This is a genomic window from Methylobacterium sp. J-026 (assembly GCF_022829585.1).
Lineage (GTDB): Bacteria > Pseudomonadota > Alphaproteobacteria > Rhizobiales > Beijerinckiaceae > Methylobacterium.
The window spans coordinates 14,615-30,669 of record NZ_JAKSYC010000138.1 but is presented as its reverse complement, the minus strand read 5'-3'; the positions used below and the strand labels follow the sequence as shown (position 1 = coordinate 30,669).

The 16,055-nt window shown below is 71.3% G+C and carries 19 protein-coding genes; 14 read left to right on the top strand and 5 right to left on the bottom strand.

What is annotated here, in order from left to right; genetic code table 11:
- The first annotated feature begins 37 nt into the window (after positions 1 to 37).
- The 7 genes from MKK69_RS13240 (at position 38) to MKK69_RS13210 (ending at position 5,319) form a co-directional block, all read left to right on the top strand.
- Positions 38 to 835, top strand: coding sequence for an inositol monophosphatase family protein (locus MKK69_RS13240; protein WP_243968369.1), 798 nt, complete (start codon positions 38 to 40; stop codon positions 833 to 835).
- A 70-nt stretch (positions 836 to 905) separates the two neighbouring features.
- Positions 906 to 1,451 carry an adenine phosphoribosyltransferase gene (locus tag MKK69_RS13235; protein WP_243968368.1) on the top strand — a complete coding sequence of 182 codons (546 nt, stop codon included), beginning with the start codon at positions 906 to 908 and terminating at the stop codon, positions 1,449 to 1,451.
- 169 nt (positions 1,452 to 1,620) lie between these two features.
- Entirely contained in the window at positions 1,621 to 1,755 is a 135-nt protein-coding gene (gene rpmH, locus MKK69_RS13230) for a 50S ribosomal protein L34 (RefSeq protein ID WP_039893469.1), read from the top strand.
- Between the two features lie 61 nt (positions 1,756 to 1,816).
- Positions 1,817 to 2,428 (top strand): ribonuclease P protein component, encoded by a 612-nt coding sequence (gene rnpA, locus MKK69_RS13225; RefSeq protein ID WP_243968367.1) that lies wholly within the window; start codon positions 1,817 to 1,819, stop codon positions 2,426 to 2,428.
- Positions 2,418 to 4,274 (top strand): membrane protein insertase YidC, encoded by a 1,857-nt coding sequence (yidC, locus tag MKK69_RS13220; protein ID WP_243968366.1) that lies wholly within the window; start codon positions 2,418 to 2,420, stop codon positions 4,272 to 4,274. The genes rnpA and yidC overlap by 11 nt, the downstream gene beginning before the upstream one ends.
- Positions 4,275 to 4,285: 11 nt before the next feature.
- Positions 4,286 to 4,939 (top strand): ribosome biogenesis GTP-binding protein YihA/YsxC, encoded by a 654-nt coding sequence (gene yihA / locus MKK69_RS13215; protein WP_243968365.1) that lies wholly within the window; start codon positions 4,286 to 4,288, stop codon positions 4,937 to 4,939.
- Between the two features lie 2 nt (positions 4,940 to 4,941).
- A complete protein-coding gene (locus tag MKK69_RS13210; RefSeq protein ID WP_243968428.1) occupies positions 4,942 to 5,319 on the top strand; it encodes a DUF423 domain-containing protein in 378 nt (125 codons plus the stop codon).
- On the opposite strand, the gene MKK69_RS13205 is transcribed toward MKK69_RS13210, so the two are convergent.
- From MKK69_RS13205 to MKK69_RS13190, 4 genes are all read right to left on the bottom strand, one after another.
- Positions 5,311 to 5,988: a metallophosphoesterase family protein gene (locus MKK69_RS13205; protein WP_243968364.1), complete on the bottom strand. Its 678-nt coding sequence runs from the start codon at positions 5,986 to 5,988 to the stop codon at positions 5,311 to 5,313. The genes MKK69_RS13210 and MKK69_RS13205 overlap by 9 nt on opposite strands.
- 59 nt (positions 5,989 to 6,047) lie before the next feature.
- Complete coding sequence (locus MKK69_RS13200; protein WP_243968363.1) at positions 6,048 to 7,211, bottom strand: mandelate racemase/muconate lactonizing enzyme family protein; 1,164 nt, start codon at positions 7,209 to 7,211, stop codon at positions 6,048 to 6,050.
- A 55-nt stretch (positions 7,212 to 7,266) separates the two neighbouring features.
- Positions 7,267 to 7,908, bottom strand: coding sequence for an RraA family protein (locus MKK69_RS13195; RefSeq protein ID WP_243968362.1), 642 nt, complete (start codon positions 7,906 to 7,908; stop codon positions 7,267 to 7,269).
- Positions 7,909 to 8,079: 171 nt separating this feature from the next.
- A complete protein-coding gene (locus tag MKK69_RS13190) occupies positions 8,080 to 8,571 on the bottom strand; it encodes a pilus assembly protein N-terminal domain-containing protein (RefSeq protein WP_243968361.1) in 492 nt (163 codons plus the stop codon).
- A 318-nt stretch (positions 8,572 to 8,889) separates the two neighbouring features.
- Here MKK69_RS13190 and MKK69_RS13185 point away from each other — a divergent pair, with 318 nt between their 5' ends.
- The 3 genes from MKK69_RS13185 to MKK69_RS13175 all read left to right on the top strand — a co-directional run bounded on the left by MKK69_RS13185 (position 8,890) and on the right by MKK69_RS13175 (position 10,638).
- A complete protein-coding gene (locus tag MKK69_RS13185) occupies positions 8,890 to 9,054 on the top strand; it encodes a Flp family type IVb pilin (RefSeq protein WP_243968360.1) in 165 nt (54 codons plus the stop codon).
- Between the two features lie 185 nt (positions 9,055 to 9,239).
- Positions 9,240 to 9,791 (top strand): prepilin peptidase, encoded by a 552-nt coding sequence (locus MKK69_RS13180; RefSeq protein WP_409564808.1) that lies wholly within the window; start codon positions 9,240 to 9,242, stop codon positions 9,789 to 9,791.
- A gap of 112 nt (positions 9,792 to 9,903) precedes the next feature.
- Positions 9,904 to 10,638 carry a M48 family metallopeptidase gene (locus MKK69_RS13175; RefSeq protein ID WP_243968358.1) on the top strand — a complete coding sequence of 245 codons (735 nt, stop codon included), beginning with the start codon at positions 9,904 to 9,906 and terminating at the stop codon, positions 10,636 to 10,638.
- A 16-nt stretch (positions 10,639 to 10,654) separates the two neighbouring features.
- On the opposite strand, the gene MKK69_RS13170 is transcribed toward MKK69_RS13175, so the two are convergent.
- Positions 10,655 to 11,029 (bottom strand): hypothetical protein, encoded by a 375-nt coding sequence (locus MKK69_RS13170; RefSeq protein ID WP_243968427.1) that lies wholly within the window; start codon positions 11,027 to 11,029, stop codon positions 10,655 to 10,657.
- A 185-nt stretch (positions 11,030 to 11,214) separates the two neighbouring features.
- On the opposite strand from MKK69_RS13170, the gene MKK69_RS13165 reads away from it, so the two are divergent.
- From MKK69_RS13165 to MKK69_RS13150, 4 genes are all read left to right on the top strand, one after another.
- Entirely contained in the window at positions 11,215 to 11,760 is a 546-nt protein-coding gene (locus tag MKK69_RS13165; protein WP_409564807.1) for an invasion associated locus B family protein, read from the top strand.
- A 23-nt stretch (positions 11,761 to 11,783) separates the two neighbouring features.
- Positions 11,784 to 12,449, top strand: a complete 666-nt coding sequence (locus tag MKK69_RS13160) for a hypothetical protein (RefSeq protein ID WP_243968357.1) — start codon at positions 11,784 to 11,786, stop codon at positions 12,447 to 12,449.
- A 151-nt stretch (positions 12,450 to 12,600) separates the two neighbouring features.
- Complete coding sequence (locus MKK69_RS13155; RefSeq protein ID WP_243968355.1) at positions 12,601 to 14,481, top strand: glycosyltransferase family 2 protein; 1,881 nt, start codon at positions 12,601 to 12,603, stop codon at positions 14,479 to 14,481.
- The gene (locus MKK69_RS13150; protein ID WP_243968353.1) at positions 14,478 to 16,055 is read left to right on the top strand and encodes a glycosyltransferase; all 1,578 of its coding nucleotides are present in this window, start codon (positions 14,478 to 14,480) and stop codon (positions 16,053 to 16,055) included. Before MKK69_RS13155 ends, MKK69_RS13150 begins: the two co-directional genes overlap by 4 nt.

Here is a 16,055-nt window from a genome sequence, read left to right as displayed (position 1 = left end):
ACGGCGCCAACCCGTTCTCGCGAAAAGTCTCATAAAAATGATCTCCTCCCCGCTCATGACCGTGATGGTCGACGCCGCCCGCAAGGCCGCGCGCGGCCTGCGCCGCGACTTCGGCGAGGTCGAGAACCTCCAGGTCTCGCGCAAGGGCCCCGGCGACTTCGTCTCGGCGGCCGACCGCAAGGCCGAGGAGGTGCTGCGCGAGGCGCTGATGAAGGCCCGGCCCGGCTACGGTCTCGTGATGGAGGAGAACGGCATCATCGAGGGCACCGACAAGAGCCACACCTGGCACATCGACCCCCTCGACGGCACGTCGAACTTCCTGCACGGCGTGCCGCATTTCGCGGTGTCGGTCGGCCTGGAGCGCGAGGGCCAGATCGTGGCCGGCGTGATCTTCGACCCGATCAAGGACGAGCTGTTCGTCGCCGAGCGCGGCAAGGGCGCCTACCTCAACAACCGCCGCCTGCGGGTCTCAGGCCGCCAGGACATGGCCGACGCCCTGGTCGGCTACGGCACGCCCTACCTCGGCCGGGGCAGCCATCCGCGCCTCCTGCGCGAACTCGGCGCCGTCATGGCGGTGGCGGGCGGCACAAGGCGGATGGGATCGGCGGCCCTCGATCTGGCCTACGTCGCCTGCGGGCGCCTCGACGCCTACTGGGAGCGCGACCTCCAGACCTACGATTTCGCCGCCGGCGTGATCCTGGTGCGCGAGGCGGGCGGCTACGTGACCTCGGCGGACGGCGCGGCCGAACCGCTGGCGCCGCGCTCGGTCGCCTGCGGCAACGAGGGGCTGCACCGGGAGCTGGTCGCCATCCTCAAGAAGGTCCAGGCGGCCTGAGCCGTCGGAAACTGGTCAGGGCGGCGCGCTTCTGCTTTAAGCCCGCGGATCCCCACGGAAGGCCGAACGCATGGAAGCCCGCCGCCACGTCGCGCTGAAGGAATCGATCCGCTCGATTCCCGACTACCCGAAGCCCGGGATCGTCTTCCGCGACATCACCACCCTCCTCAGCGACCCGCGGGCCTTCCGCCGGGCCGTGGACGCGCTGGTCCACCCCTATGCGGGCGGGCAGATCCATCAGGTGGCCGGTATCGAGGCGCGGGGCTTCATCCTGGGCGGCGCCATCGCCCATCAGCTCTCCTGCGGCTTCGTGCCGATCCGCAAGAAGGGCAAGCTGCCCCACAAGACCGTCTCGATGGCCTACGCCCTCGAATACGGCACCGACGAGATCGAGATCCACGTCGATGCCGTGCGGCCCGGTGATCGGGTGCTGCTGGTCGACGACCTGATCGCCACCGGCGGTACCGCCACCGCCGCCGTGAACCTGCTCCAGAAGATCGGCGCCGAGATCGTGGCCGCCTGCTTCGTCATCGACCTGCCGGAGATCGGCGGGGCGCAGCGCCTGCGCGACATGGGCGTCGAGGTGCGCACCCTGATGCAGTTCGAGGGTCATTGAGGCCGGCGAAACGTTGACTTCGCAAGACCCTTCCGCCATAAGCCCGCCACTCGCGACGTGGCGCCCCGCCTGGGCGCCCTTCGTGTTTGCAGACAACCAAGGACGCGTGAAGGTCGGGTGCGGCATTAGCCGCCCGCGAGCGCGCCTCGACCTTTGAAGGCTCTGAGCCATGAAGAGAACCTACCAGCCGAGCAAGCTCGTCCGTAAGCGCCGTCACGGTTTCCGTGCGCGCATGGCCACCGCCGGCGGCCGCAAGGTCATCGCGCGCCGCCGCGCCCACGGCCGAAAGAAGCTGTCGGCCTAAGGCTGGATAGCCCTTCGCGGCCATGCCGCGGGGGATAGGATTGGCCGGGATCGGACCATCGATGGCGACGATCGAGCGGCTCAAGAAACGACCCGACTTCCTGGCGGCGGCCGAGGGGCGCCGCTTCCACACCGAGCGGATGAGTGCCCAGGGCCGTCTCCGGACGGCGGACGGACCGCCCTGCCTCCGGCTCGGCTTCACCATCACGAAGCGGGTCGGCCACGCGACGGAGCGCAACCGCATCCGCCGCCGCCTGCGCGCCGCCGTGTCCCTGGTTGCGGCCGATCTCCCAAACGACCTCGCGAGCCTGCCGGCCGATATCGTGCTGATCGCCCGCCGCCCCGCACTGGACGCGCCCTTCGAGACCCTCGCCGAGGATCTGCGCCGGGCGTTGCCCGCGGTGACGCGCCCGGCCGGCCCCCGGCCTCCGGGACAGGGCCGCGGCAAGCGGCCCCCCGGCAAGCCTGGCGATCGGTCTTCCACGACCACACCCAAGACCACACCTTTCCCGCATCTGGCGGGTGAGCCCGCGCCGTCCGGCCAAGCCGACATCGGCACGTCGTACGGGCGCGGCAGAGGTCCCCGAATCACAGGCGCGCGCGGGTCCGACGGGACCGGCGTCCGCCCTGACGTCACTCCGAACGCGTGCGGCGGTGTCCCTGATGGGCAATGACAAGACGAACATGTTCGTGGCCATCGGCCTGTCGCTGCTGGTGCTGCTGGGGTGGCAGTACTTCGTGGCCGGCCCGCGGATGGAGCAGCAGCGGCTGATCGAGGCGCAGAACAAGGCCGCCCAGCAACAGCAGCAGCCCCCGGGCGTGACCCCGGACGGCGTGCCCTCGCCCTCGCCCAAGGAGGGCGGCCCGGCCGCCCCGGCGCCGGGAACCCTGCCGACCGCGCAGGGCGGCCCGGTTTCCCGCGAGGCCGCGCTCGCCCGCTCGCCGCGGATCCGGATCGAGACCCCGGCGCTCTCCGGCTCGATCGCCCTCAAGGGCGGCCGCGTCGACGACGTGGCCCTCAAGAACTATCACGAGACCGTCGACCCCAAGAGCCCGGAGATCGTGCTGTTCTCGCCGGCTGGGAGCGAGACGCCGTACTACGCCGAGTTCGGCTGGGTCGGGGCCGAGGCCGGTCCGCTGCCGACCAACGACACCCTCTGGACCAGCGACGGCAAGGTGCTCTCCCCCGGCGCGCCGGTGACCCTGACCTGGGACAACGGTGCCGGTCTCGTCTTCAAGCGGATCGTCGCGGTCGACGACAAGTACATGTTCACGGTCCGCGACGAGGTCGAGAACAAGGGCTCGGGCGCGATCACGCTCTACCCGTACAGCCTCGTCTCCCGCTGGGGTAAGCCGCACACCCAGGGCTACTACGTCCTGCACGAGGGCATGATCGGCTATCTCGGGAACGACGGCCTGCAGGAATTCACCTACGACAAGCTCGCCAAGGAGGGCGCCTATGGCGGCGCCAACACCAAGGGCCGCGCCTGGACCGGCGTGAGCGGCGGCTTCGTGGGCATCACCGACAAGTACTGGGCGGCGGCCGCGATCCCCGATCAGGACATGCCGTACACGGGCGCCTTCACCGACCGCACCGACGGCACCACCAACGTCTACCAGGCGAGCGTGCGCGGCGATCCCGTGAACCTCGCGGCGGGCGCCTCGGCCACCGCGACCCAGCGGCTGTTCGCCGGCGCCAAGGAAGTCAACCTGATCAACAACTACGAGAAAGACCTGAACATCAAGCACTTCGATCTGATGATCGATTGGGGCTGGTTCTTCTTCATCACCAAGCCGATGTTCCGGGCGCTGGACTTCTTCTACCACCTGTTCGGCAATTTCGGCGTGTCGATCCTGGTGGTGACCTTCTGCCTGAAGCTGCTGTTCCTGCCGATCGCCAACCGCTCCTATGTGTCCATGGCCAAGATGAAGGCCGTGCAGCCTGAAATGGCCAGCATCCGCGAGCGGTACAAGGACGACCGCATGAAGCAGCAGCAGGCCACAATGGAGCTGTACAAGAAGGAGAAGATCAATCCGGTCGCCGGCTGCTGGCCGGTCCTGATCCAGATCCCGGTGTTCTTCGCGCTCTACAAGGTGCTGTTCATCACCATCGAGATGCGCCACGCGCCGTTCTTCGGCTGGATCCACGATCTCGCGGCCCCGGATCCGACGAGCATCGTCAACCTGTTCGGCCTGCTGCCCTTCCCGGCGCCGGACTTCGTCCATCTCGGCGTCTGGCCGCTGATCATGGGCGTGACCATGTTCGTGCAGATGAAGATGAACCCCGCGCCGCCGGACCCGGTCCAGGCGCAGATCTTCACCTTCATGCCGATCGTATTCACCTTCATGCTGGGTTCGTTCCCCGCCGGTCTCGTAATCTACTGGGCCTGGAACAACACCCTGTCGGTGATTCAGCAATACGTCATCATGCGCCGCAACGGCGTGAAGGTGGAGCTGTGGGACAACCTGCGATCGACATTCCGGCGCGGTAGCACTAAGGCGGCCACCACCAAGGGCTGACAGGGAAAGCCGTGACCGAGACCAACGACGACGCGGCCGACCTCGTCGAGGCCGGCCGCCTGCTGTTCGCCGGCGCCGCCGACTTCTACGCGGCCACCCAGACCCTCGAGCGCATCCCGCCCATGGAGGGTGTCGAGATCGCCTTCGCGGGGCGCTCGAACGTGGGTAAGTCGAGCCTGATCAACGCGCTCACCGGTCGCAACACCCTGGCGCGGACCTCGCACACCCCGGGCCGGACGCAGCAGCTCAACTTCTTCCGGATCGGGGAGCGGCTGTCGCTCGTCGACATGCCGGGCTACGGCTACGCCGCCGTCGAGAAGGCCAAGGTCGAGGCCTGGACCCGGCTGATCCACGCCTATCTCAAGGGCCGCGCCAACCTCGCCCGGGTGTTCATGCTGATCGACGCCCGGCACGGGTTCAAGGCGATCGATACCGACGTGCTCGACGGCCTCGACAAGGCGGCGGTGAGCTATCAGGTCGTGCTGACCAAGGGCGATTCTCTCAAGAAGGGCGAGGTCGCCGACCGCATCAGCGGCATCGAGGCGGGGCTCGCCCGGCGCCCGGCCGCCTATCCGCAGGTGATCCTGACCTCCAGCCGCGACGACAGCGGCGTCCCGGAACTCCGGGCGGCGATCGCCAAGCTCCTCGTGGAGCGCCCGGCGTGAGATTGTCCGGCCTCGACCGCGCGCTCGCGGCGCTCGCCTGCCTCGCCGGCCTGCTCGGCGTCGCGCTCAGCGCCGCCGCCGCGCACATCCCCGGGGCGGATTCGCTGAAGACGGCGGCGCAGTTCCTCCTGTTCCATGCCCCGGCGATCCTGGCTCTCGTCGGCTTCGGCGCGGCCGGCCTCGCCCGGCCGGGTCTCGCCCGCGCGGCGGCGGGGCTGCTGGTCCTCGGCCTGATCCTGTTCTGCGGCGATCTCGCGGTGCGGACCTGGCTGCAGCACCCGCTCTTCCCGATGGCGGCGCCCACCGGTGGTTTCGCCCTCATGGGCGGCTGGCTCACTGGGATTGTGTGCGCCGTGGTACCGCTGCGCCGCCTAGCTTAACGCCCGGACCTGCAGGAACGCCAGCGCCGGTCCCTGGGCCTGGGAGAACACCCCGGCCGTCAATGCGCCGCCGTAGACCGCCGCGGTGTCGAGGTTGGTGCGGAACCGGCGCCGCTCCGGCCGTCCGGTCCGCTGCGGCGTGTGGCCGTGGACCACGTGCCGGCCGAAATCGTGGTCGCCCTCCAGGAACGGCTCGCGGATCCACAGGCGGTTGTGGTCGTCCGGATCCGGAATCGGGGCGCCCGGCCGGAAGCCGGCATGGACGTACCAGCGGGCCGCGTCCGCATGCAGGGTTGGCAGGGCCTCGATCCAGTCGAGGGTGTCGCGGGGAAGCTCGCCGACCTCGTGCGCGTTGAACGATTCAAGCGTCGCGTCGCCGCCGTTGCTGAGCCAGCGCTCGGCCGCCTGCGGCGTGTGTAAGGCGTCGAGCAACATGCGCTCGTGATTGCCCATCAGGCAGGTGACGCGGTCGGGCTCGGCCCAGTTGAGGCGGCCGAGGGTGTGCAGGACCGCGGCGCTGTCGGGCCCCCGGTCGATGTAGTCGCCCAGGAAGACGAGCCGGTGCGCCCGGCCGCCGGCATGGTCGGCGATCCGCTCCAGGAGGGTATCGAGGAGGGCCGCGCAGCCGTGGATGTCGCCGACGGCGTAGGTGAGGGATTCGGATTCCATGGCGCCATCGTCCAACGCGGCGGCGCCCGCCGCAAGGCCGTGCCGGATCCGCAGGGGCGCTACGCCGCGAGATCCCGCATCACGGTGATCAGATCCGCCTTGCCCTCGAAGCCGATGCCCGGCAGGTCCAGCATGGTGATGTGGCCGTCCTCGACCCGCACGCCGTCCGGAAAGCCGCCGTAGGGCTGGAACAGGTCGGGGTAGCTCTCGTTGCCGCCGAGCCCGAGGCCGGCCGCGATGTTGAGCGACATCTGATGTCCCCCGTGCGGGATGCAGCGGGACGCCGACCAGCCGAATTCGGCGAGCACGTCGAGGGTGCGCAAATACTCCACCAGCCCATACGACAGTGCGCAGTCGAATTGCAGCCAGTCGCGGTCCGGCCGCATGGCGCCGTAGCGCAGGAGGTTGCGCGCGTCCTGATGCGAGAACAGGTTCTCGCCGGTGGCCATCGGCCCGGGGTAATAGGGCGCCAGCGCCGCCTGGAGCGCGTAGTCGAGCGGATCGCCCGCCTCCTCGTACCAGAACAGCGGGTAATCCCGCAGCATCCGCGCGTAGGCGATGGCGGTCTCGAGGTCGAAGCGGCCGTTGGCGTCCACCGCGAGGCGGCCCCGTCCGCCGATCTCGGCGAGCACCGCTTCGATCCGGCGCCGGTCCTCGTCGATCGGGGCGCCGCCGATCTTCATCTTCACCACCGTGTAGCCGCGGTCGAGATAGCCGCGCATCTCGGCCTGCAGGGCGGAATCGTCCTTGCCGGGGTAGTAATAGCCGCCCGCCGCGTAGACGAAGACCCGCGGGTTCGCATGCTTCCCGGTCCGTTCGGCCAGCATCCGGAACAGTGGCTTGCCGGCGATCTTGGCCGCCGCATCCCAGATCGCCATGTCGAGGGTGCCCACCGCCACCGAGCGCTCGCCGTGGCCGCCGGGCTTCTCGTTGCGCATCATGGCGGCCCAGATCCGGTGCGGATCCAGGGTGTCGCCGCCCTCGGTGAGCAGGCTCGCGGGATCGGCCTCCAGGATCCGGTCGCGGAACCGCTCGCGGATCAGGCCGCCCTGGCCGTATCGGCCGTTGGAATTGAAGCCGTAGCCGACGACCCGGCGCCCGTCCCGGACGACGTCGGTGACCACCGCCACGAGGCTCGTGGTCATCTTCGAGAAATCGATATAGGCGTTGCGGATCGGCGAGGCGATCGGCTTGGTCACCTCGCGGATGTCGACGATGCGCATGGTGGGCTGTCCTTTCGCTGGCCTCCGCCACCGTATCGCCGGCGGCGCCTTGGTCCTAAGCGGGCCGGGCGTAGCGCCCGTCGTAGCGGCCTTCCCGGATCAGCGCGAGAACCTCCGCCTCCCGGTCGGCCTGGGCGCGCACGGCCTCGCGCAGCGTCGGCGCGATTCCCGGCGGGAAGGTCACGACGCCGTCCGCGTCGCCCACCACCACATCGCCCGGATTTACCGTCCAGCCGCCGATGCAGACCGGCAGGTTGGTGGCGCCGGGGCCCGTCTTGAACGGACCGCGCGGGGTCGCGGCACGGGCGTAGCAGGGGAAATCGGACGCCGCGAAGGCGTCGGTGTCGCGTACGGCGCCGTCGATCACGAAGCCCGCGACGCCCCGGCTCTCGGCGATCGCCTTCATGACGTCGCCGACGAGGGCGCGGCTCGTATCGCCGCCACCATCGACCACGATCACGTCGCCGCGGCGGGCCGCCTCCAGCGCCTGATGGATGGCGAGGTTGTCGCCCGCCCGGACCCGGACCGTGAAGGCGGTGCCGATCAGCCGGCCGCCGCGATGGAACGCGCGCAGGCCCGCCAGGACCGGCATCCGGTCGAGGCAGTCGCTGATCGTCGCCGTCGCGACATCCCGGAACGCGGCGAGCAGGCCGGGATCGACGGAAGGCGGCGGCGGGTTGTGCGTGATGGCGGTCATCGGCCCGGATCTCACCCCAGCGGCTTGCCCGCCGGCTCCGTGCGGAACCGGCGACGCGTCGGGGGATCTTGCCTCAAGAACCGCCCATTGTCGTTCGCGGATCTCGGCAGTCGCTTCTTGAAAGGTATCGTCGAGGGCCGGGGGCCGGCGACCACCGTTCGGGACGATGCGCTAGTGATCGGCCGCCGCCGGCACCGCCCCGCCGCCGCCCGTGGCGAGCTTGCGCCGAGCGTCCGCCTGGCCGCTGGCGGCCCCGAAATAGCTCGCCGAATCGCCGAGCTGGACCGCCGGCTGGCAGTTCGGCGTGCAGGACAGCGATTCCCGATCCAGGCCGCGCTGGACCGTGATGGTCGAATCCCGTGACGCCTCGACCCGGATCATGGTCTCGGCGATCATCGCGCCCGCGTTGTCCAGGGCGATCAGGTTGGTCGAGCCGAAGCTCTTGCCCGTGAGCACGAGCACGCCGTTCTTCTGCGGGGTGACCTCCGCGATGATCGGATTGCCCACGATGACGGTCGCGGTCTTCTCGGGCAGGCGGATGACCTTGGCGTTGTCCACCAGCACGGTCACCACCGGCAGCGGCTCGGACTGTCCGGCCGCCGCGACGCCCATCATCAGGAGTAGGAGGCCGGCTCGGCCCGCATTCGACAGGGTGCGGCGCATCGGACGTGCTCGAATGGAGGCGGGCGGAGGACGGGACTCCGCCCTTGGTGTCGGGGATACGCCGCACCGGTGAAGGAAGCGCTAAGCAAACTTGCGTGGTGGAACCGCAGCGCGTCGGCCGATTTGCGGGGCATCGCCGAAACTGAACCTTCACCAAGCTTCCAATGGTTACGGCCGACGATGCATCCAAAATCCGATTTAACCGATTTTCAAGGCGTAATTGGCAGTCTGTGCAAGCCGCCGATCGAGACCTCATAATTCTTCGTCGGTCATCGCTTGAGTTTCCGTCGCCCCGTGTTGATCGAAGGATCGCCCCCCATGAAGAGCTTGTTCACGCGTTTCACCTCCGACGAGTCCGGAGCCACCGCCATCGAGTACGGCATGATCGCGGCCCTGATCGCCGTCGCCATCATCGCCGCGCTGAAGACCGTCGGTAACAACCTGACCAACAAGTTCACCCAGATCTCCGGCAACCTGAACTGATCGAACCCCGACGATCACGATCTGCGGCAGGTCCGGGACACCCCCGTCGCGCGTGAGCGGACGGGGGCGTTCTCGGCCGGCCGGCGCCGACGTGGCGCGGAGCGCAGACGGCCTCCGACGGGCGGATGGTCCCGGCCCCGCGCAAATCTCCTTTCCGGCAACTGACAACGCAGGTTGGCCCCGTCATGGTCGGTGCAGGCGCGGCAGGCTCTGAGATGGCGGGCCTCGGCCCCGCAGGCTTCGGCCTGCTCGTGCTGTTCCCGTTCCTGATGGCCTACGCGGCCGCGAGCGACCTGCTGACCATGCTGATCCCGAACCGGATCTCGCTCGCCCTGGTGGCGGGTTTCGCGCTGCTCGCGCTCGCCGGCCCGCTGAGCTGGGCCGAGGTCGGCTCCCACCTCGGCGCGGGGGCCGCGATCCTCGCGGTCACCTTCACGCTGTTCGCCTGCGGCGTGATCGGCGGCGGCGACGCCAAGCTGGCGGCCGCAACGGCCCTGTGGCTCGGTTTCGACGGTCTTGCCGACTATCTCCTCGTCGCGTCGATCCTCGGCGGCGCCCTGACCCTGGCGATCCTGTTCGCGCGGACGCACCCGCTGCCCCTGCGCATCGCCCGCATGCCGTTCGCCCTGCACCTGCACGACGCCAAGACCGGAATTCCCTACGGGATCGCCCTCGCGGCCGCCGCCCTCCTGGTCCTTCCCGAGACCGAGGTCTGGACCCGGGCGCTCGCCGGCTGACACGCGGCACTCGGGATTGTGTCCCGCGCCGACCCTGCCGTTTCCACCTACCCGACTCGATTCCCGAGGCCGCCGTCTGGAGCCCCGGTCCGGGCCCCGCTAAAAGTCCGGCATGCCCCTCGCGCTGCTGCGTCGCCCCGATCCGGAACACCTCGAGGTCCAGCACGAGGGCGCACGCCTGCGCATCGCGCTCCGGCGCCGCCCGACCGCGCGCCGCATCACCCTCCGGGTCTCAGCCGCCACCGGCGAGGTGGTGATCACGCTCCCAAGCCGGACGGCCGTGGACACCGCGCAGCGTTTCGCCGCCAGCCACGCCGGCTGGATCGCCGCGCGGCTGGCCCGTCTGCCCGAACGCGTGGTCTTCGAGCCGGGCGCGCACCTGCCGTTGCGTGGCGCGCCGCACCGCGTGACCCTCCGCGACAGGCGCGGCGGCGCGGTGCGCGTCGAACACGATGCCGGCGGGCCGGTGATCTCGCTCGCCTGCGAGCCCGCCCACGTTGCCCGCCGGATCCGGGATTTCCTGGCCCGGGAGGCCCGGCGGGATCTCGCCGCGGCGGTCGAGCGCTACGCGCCGCGGCTCGGCCAGCGGCCGGGCCGCATCACCCTGCGCGATACCCGCAGCCGCTGGGGATCCTGCACCGCGCGGGGCGAGCTGAATTTCTCGTGGCGCCTGATCCTGGCACCTCCGATGGTGCTGGACTACCTCGTCGCCCACGAGATGGCGCATCTGCGCGAGATGAACCACTCGCCCCGGTTCTGGACGCTGCTGGGGGAGCTGTGCCCGAACGTGGAGGCCGCGGAGGCGTGGCTGAAGCGCAACGGCACCGGCCTGCACCGCTACGGCTGAGCGCGGCGGCGGCCGGTCAGCCCTTGGCGCGCAGCACGCGCTGGCCGATGACGGCGTCGGCCGGCCATGCCGGCCGCGGCTCGACTTCGCCGGGATTGAGGGTGCGCGGGGCGACGCCGTCGCAGATCTCGCGCTGGCGGAGGATCACCGGGTTGCCGAACGCGTCGCGCCGCCGGATCAGGCCGCCCTCCCGGCAATAGCCGGCGATCGCCGCCTGGCCGTTGCGGCGGCCATACGGGTTCTCCGCCACGGGCGGATGCTCGATCACCAGCGTATCGGTGTGGTTGAGCGAGCGCTCGACATAGGTGGTCTCATCGACCGGCAGGGACTGGGCCCCGGCCTGGGTGACGGCGGCCATCAAGCAGGCGGCCGAGAGGGCGAGCAGGCGCATCACGACGTCACGATCCGGCGCTTGAGGACTGATGACGACTTATCTAGGCCGTAAGCCGCGCGCCGGGTAGCACCGTCGCGCAACACAGGGCCCGCATCGCTTGACAGCGCGGGTCCGACCATGGTCCGAACACGCCCGATTGTACGGCTCCCGCCCGTCCGGGCCGGAGCGTTCCGAAGGGATCGGTGGTGCCGCTTCACGCGAGGCTCGTTCGTTTCCGGCGCGCTGTCCGGCGCGCCGCGCCGCCGGTTTTTCTCGCCCTGGTCGCGGCGGCGCTCGCCCCCGCGGGGCCCGCCATGGCTCAGGGCATGGTGCGCAAGACCTTCGACGATTGGCAGCTGCGCTGCGAGACGCCGGCCGGCGCCAAGGCCGAGCAATGCGCCCTGGTCCAGTATCTCGCCGCCGAGGACCGGCCGAACCTGACCCTCGTGGTCATCGTCTTGAAGACGGCCGACAACCGCGGCTACCTGCTGCGGGTCGTGGCGCCCTTGGGGGTGCTCCTGCCCTCCGGCCTCGGCCTGAAGATCGACCAGACCGATATCGGCCGGGCCGGCTTCGTCCGCTGCCTCACCACCGGTTGCGTGGCCGAGGTGGTGATGGATGACGGCCTGGTCCGGCAGTTCAAGAGCGGCACGCAGGCGACCTTCATCGTGTTCCAGACGCCCGAGGAAGGCGTCGGCATCCCGCTCTCGATGAAGGGCTTCGCGGCCGGGTTCGACAGCCTGAAATGACGATGCCGCTCGGGAGCCGTGCGATGGTTGGAGGTCGGGACGGAGCGGGGATCTGCCGCCGGTTTGCGCCCCTGTGCGCGACCGCCGCCGTTCTGGTGGTCGCGGCGGCGCTTGCGGCTTTCCCGGCCCGGGCCGAGGAGGGCAACATCTTCTCCAACCTGCTCAAGTTCGGCGGCACGACCGTCCCGCCGTCGCAGGCCGAGGGCCTCGAGCCGCCCTACTGCCCGCCCGTGGAGGTCGCCGAAGGCGCGGCTGCAACCCGCACCCTGGCCGGCTCCGAGGTGCGCACGCAATTCTCCCTCGGCCGTCTCGCCCGGGAATGCACGCGGCTCCAGGACGGCTCGATCTCGGTCAAGGCCGGCGTCGAGGTGAACGTCCTGCTCGGGCCTGCCGGCGCGCCGGGGCGGTTCGATGTCCCGGTCACGCTCCAGATCCGCCATGACGGCAAGGTGGTCACGAGCCGTGTCGAGCGCGCCAGCGTGGTCGTCGGGCCCGGCGAGGCGCAGGGTTTCGCCACCATCGTGGCCGACGCGCTCCTGGTCCCCACCGCGTTGACGGCGGATTACGACATCGCGGTGGCCGTCGGCGCTGGCGGCAAGGGTACCAAGACCGCCACCAAGCCGCGCCGCCGGAAGCCGGCGGTCGCCGCGTCGCCCCCCGCGGGCGGAGGCGACGACGCTGCCCAGTGACGCCGCGGCGCGCCGCGTCGATCCGCGCCCGTCGACGATCGATCGCCACCGGCTCTGGTCGGGCCGCGCGACCCGCTTCCGCCTGGAACCGGCGGACGACCCCGTCTTCGACCGCCGCCTCGTCCTCCCGGACCATCCGACCGGCTGGGTCGTGCTGAGCTACGGGGGCGCCGCCACGGGGGCGCCGCGTCGCCCGATCCTCCGCGTCCTGCGCGAGTCCGACCAAACGCCCCAGGATTTCGTCCTGCCGGGGGCATCCCAGGGCGTGGCGCATTGGCTCGGCCTGATCCCGCCCGACGCGCGGGAGATCCGCCTCTGCGCCGGTCCCGACTTCGTTCTGGAGCGGGTCGGAGCCCGGCGGGAGATCGAGGTGCTGGCGCAATGCCTCCTGCGGCGGCCCTGGCGCTGCGTCGGGGCGCTCTATGAACGGGCCCGCGGCGCGCAGCGTCCCTATCGCGACACCCTGCGCGGCGCCTGCGCGGTGACGCCGCTGGCGCGCTTCCCGTCCTGGGCCGCGGCCCGGACCCGGCCGAGCCCCCTGCCGCCTTCGAGCCTGCGGATCCGCTGCCTCGTCCTCGCGCGGCCCGGGGAGGCCACGGCCCTGGCCGCCACGCTCGACGCGCTCGCGGCGCAGACGCACCGCGCGCCGGAGATCGATGTCGCCTGGGCGGGCGAGCCGCCCGGGGCGCCGGACGCCCGCGCCTCCCACCGTCGCTGGGACGAGCGCGCCGGCCCGGACGATCTCATCGGGGATGCCGAGGCCCTGTGCCTCCTGCGGGCGGGCGACATCCCGGAGCCCGATGCCCTGGCGCTCCTCGCGCAGGCGATGCCGGGGGCGGACCTCGCCTACGGCGACGCCATCGGTCCCGACGGGAAACCGCGCCTGAACCCGGATTGGAGCCCGGATCTCGCCCTGGCGACGGGCTATCCGGGCCGGCCCCTGCTGGCGGCGCGGCCGTTTCTCGCCACCGCCCTGCCGGCCCCGGTGGGGCCGATGGCGCAGATGGACCTCGCCCTGGAGGTCGCGGCCGTCGCGGCGCGGGCGCAGGTGGCCCACATCCCGCGGATCCTCGCCCGCACCGTGGCGGCGCCCCTCGACGCCGCCGCCCGGGCGCGGGCGCTCGGCGCGCGCCTGGAGGGAGCGGGCGCACCGGCCGCGACCGCGCTTCACGAGAGCGCCGTCCGGCTGGACTGGCCGCTGCCGCAGCCGGCGCCGACGGTCAGCGTCGTGATCCCGTCGCGCGACCGGCTCGAGCTGATCGCCCGCGTCTGCCGGGGCGTCCTGCACGAGACGGCCTACGCGCCCCTCGAACTGATCATCGTCGACAACGGTTCGACCGACCCCGCGGTCCTGGCCCATTACGAGGTCCTGCGCCGGGATCCGCGGGTGCGCATCCGCATCGACCCGCATCCGTTCAACTTCGCCGCCATGGTCAATGCCGGCGTCGCCCTGGCGACGGGCACCGTGATCGTGCTGCTTAACAACGACGTGGCGGTGCTGGAACCCGGCTGGCTGGACGCGATGGTTCGCCACGCCTGCCGGCCCGAGGTGGGCGCCGTGGGCGCCAAGCTCGTCTACGGCGACGGCACCCTGCAGCATGCCGGCGTCGTCGTCGGCCTCGGCGGACGGGCGGGCCACATCCTGCGCCGCCGGCCCGGGGACACCCCCGGCCATCTCGGTCGCCTGCGCGTCGCCCACGAGGTCGCGGCGGTGACGGCGGCCTGCCTGGCGGTGTCACGCGAGAAATATCGGGCGGTGGGCGGCTTCGACGCCGAGGCCTTCCCAGTCGACTTCAACGATGTCGATTTCTGCCTGCGGCTCGGCGCCGCCGGCTGGAAGACGGTCTGGACCCCGGCCGCGACCCTCGCGCATCTGGAATCGGTCAGCCGGGGGCCTTCGGTCGGCGCGCAGCGCATCCGGTTCGAGCGGGAGGCCGCGCGGTTCTCCGAGCGCTGGCGCGAGGCGATCCGCCACGATCCGTTCTATCATCCGGCCCTGTCGCTCACGACCTTCGGCGAGGATCTGGAATGACGCCGCGCCGATTCCGGCGCGGGTTGGCCGATGCGATGCGCCGGGTCCTGAGCCATCCCCGGGAGGCGGGGGCGATCGCCTGGGCGCGCCTGACCGGGAAGCGGCTGCGCGCCCGCCAGAGACTCGCGGCACTCGTCGGCATCGACCACCGGCTCGCCCTGCCGGACCGGATCCTCGCGCGGTTCCCGCCGGCTCCCGACGGACCAGGCGACGACATCCGTCTGATCGGCGACGGCGAACTCGTCGCCGGTGCCCCGGCACGGATCGCCGCGGCCTTCGCATCCGATCCCGATCTCCAGGCCGTCTACGGCGACGCGCTCGCGCAGGATCACCCCGGCGGCCCGGTTCTGCCGCTGCTGCCGCCGGTCTTCGACGCCGACCGGCTCGCGGCCTTCGACTATCTCGGGCCGGTCCTGGCCTATCGGCGCGGCGCCCTCGATCCCGGCCAAGCCCCGCTCAGCCCGGCCGATGCCGCGTTCCGCATCGCAGAGCGGCACGGCGCCCGATCGGTCGGCCACCTGCCGGAGATTCTGTCGGTCCGCCGTGGGGGCACGTCCGGCACCGCCCCGCTTGCGGGGGAGGGGAGGGGGGGCATCCAACATCGGGTGGTGGAGGCCCATCTCGCACGAACCGGCCGCGCCGGAACCGGCATCGCCGCCGCGGCGGACGGTCTGCTGCGCGTGGAGCACCCGCTCCCCGAGCCGCCGCCGCTCGCCAGCCTCATCGTGCCGACCCGGGACCGCCTCGACCTGCTCCGCCCCTGCCTGGACAGCTTGCGGACCGCCACCGACTGGCCGTCCCTCGAGATCCTGGTCTGCGATAACGACAGCCGCGAGCCGGAGACCCTGGCCTACCTCGTCGATCTGGAACGGCAGGGGAGGGGGCACGTCGTGCCCTGTCCCGGTCCGTTCAACTTCGCCGCGATGAACAACGCCGCCGCCGCCCGGGCCAGGGGGGCGCTGCTGGTCTTCGTCAACAACGATGTCGAGGCGTTCCGACCCGACTGGCTGACGCTCATGGCCCGCGAGGCCCTGAGGCCGGAGGTCGGGGCCGTCGGCGCCAAGCTCCTCGACGGCGAGGGCCGCATCCAGCACGGCGGCATCGTGCTCGGCACCGGCGGGCTGGTGACGCACGGGCACCGCCACTTCCCCGGTGATGCGCCGGGCTATCTCGCGGCGCTGCGCGCGACGCACGCGGTCTCGGCGGTCACCGCCGCCTGCCTGGTCGTCGAGGCGGCGAAGTTCCGGTCGGTCGGGGGCTTCGACGACGAACATTTCGCCGTCGATTTCAACGACGTGGATCTGTGCCTGCGCCTCCGCGCGGCCGGCTACCGCACCCTCCTCGTGCCGGCGGCGGTGCTGCATCACCGGGAGGCGGCGAGCCGCCGCTGGACGCCGGAGGCCCGCGCCCGGCACGAGCGCGAGATCGCGGCTCTCGAAAAGCGATGGGGGCCGCTGCTGGCGCAGGACCCCCATTATCACCCGGGCTTCGATCCGGACCTCTCGACCCATGCGCGCCTGCGCACGGGCTTCCCGGGGGGCGGATCTGCCGGCCTGCGCCGTCCGCGCGCCTGA

Coding starts and splice junctions, on each gene's coding strand:
- MKK69_RS13240 (WP_243968369.1), top strand. CDS start 38: ATGATCTCCTCCCCGCTCATGACCGTGATGGTCGACGCCGCCCGCAAG.
- MKK69_RS13235 (WP_243968368.1), top strand. CDS start 906: ATGGAAGCCCGCCGCCACGTCGCGCTGAAGGAATCGATCCGCTCGATT.
- rpmH (WP_039893469.1), top strand. CDS start 1,621: ATGAAGAGAACCTACCAGCCGAGCAAGCTCGTCCGTAAGCGCCGTCAC.
- rnpA (WP_243968367.1), top strand. CDS start 1,817: ATGGCGACGATCGAGCGGCTCAAGAAACGACCCGACTTCCTGGCGGCG.
- yidC (WP_243968366.1), top strand. CDS start 2,418: ATGGGCAATGACAAGACGAACATGTTCGTGGCCATCGGCCTGTCGCTG.
- MKK69_RS13205 (WP_243968364.1), bottom strand. CDS start 5,988: ATGGAATCCGAATCCCTCACCTACGCCGTCGGCGACATCCACGGCTGC.
- MKK69_RS13200 (WP_243968363.1), bottom strand. CDS start 7,211: ATGCGCATCGTCGACATCCGCGAGGTGACCAAGCCGATCGCCTCGCCG.
- MKK69_RS13195 (WP_243968362.1), bottom strand. CDS start 7,908: ATGACCGCCATCACGCACAACCCGCCGCCGCCTTCCGTCGATCCCGGC.
- MKK69_RS13190 (WP_243968361.1), bottom strand. CDS start 8,571: ATGCGCCGCACCCTGTCGAATGCGGGCCGAGCCGGCCTCCTACTCCTG.
- MKK69_RS13185 (WP_243968360.1), top strand. CDS start 8,890: ATGAAGAGCTTGTTCACGCGTTTCACCTCCGACGAGTCCGGAGCCACC.
- MKK69_RS13180 (WP_409564808.1), top strand. CDS start 9,240: ATGGTCGGTGCAGGCGCGGCAGGCTCTGAGATGGCGGGCCTCGGCCCC.
- MKK69_RS13175 (WP_243968358.1), top strand. CDS start 9,904: ATGCCCCTCGCGCTGCTGCGTCGCCCCGATCCGGAACACCTCGAGGTC.
- MKK69_RS13170 (WP_243968427.1), bottom strand. CDS start 11,029: ATGCGCCTGCTCGCCCTCTCGGCCGCCTGCTTGATGGCCGCCGTCACC.
- MKK69_RS13160 (WP_243968357.1), top strand. CDS start 11,784: ATGGTTGGAGGTCGGGACGGAGCGGGGATCTGCCGCCGGTTTGCGCCC.
- MKK69_RS13150 (WP_243968353.1), top strand. CDS start 14,478: ATGACGCCGCGCCGATTCCGGCGCGGGTTGGCCGATGCGATGCGCCGG.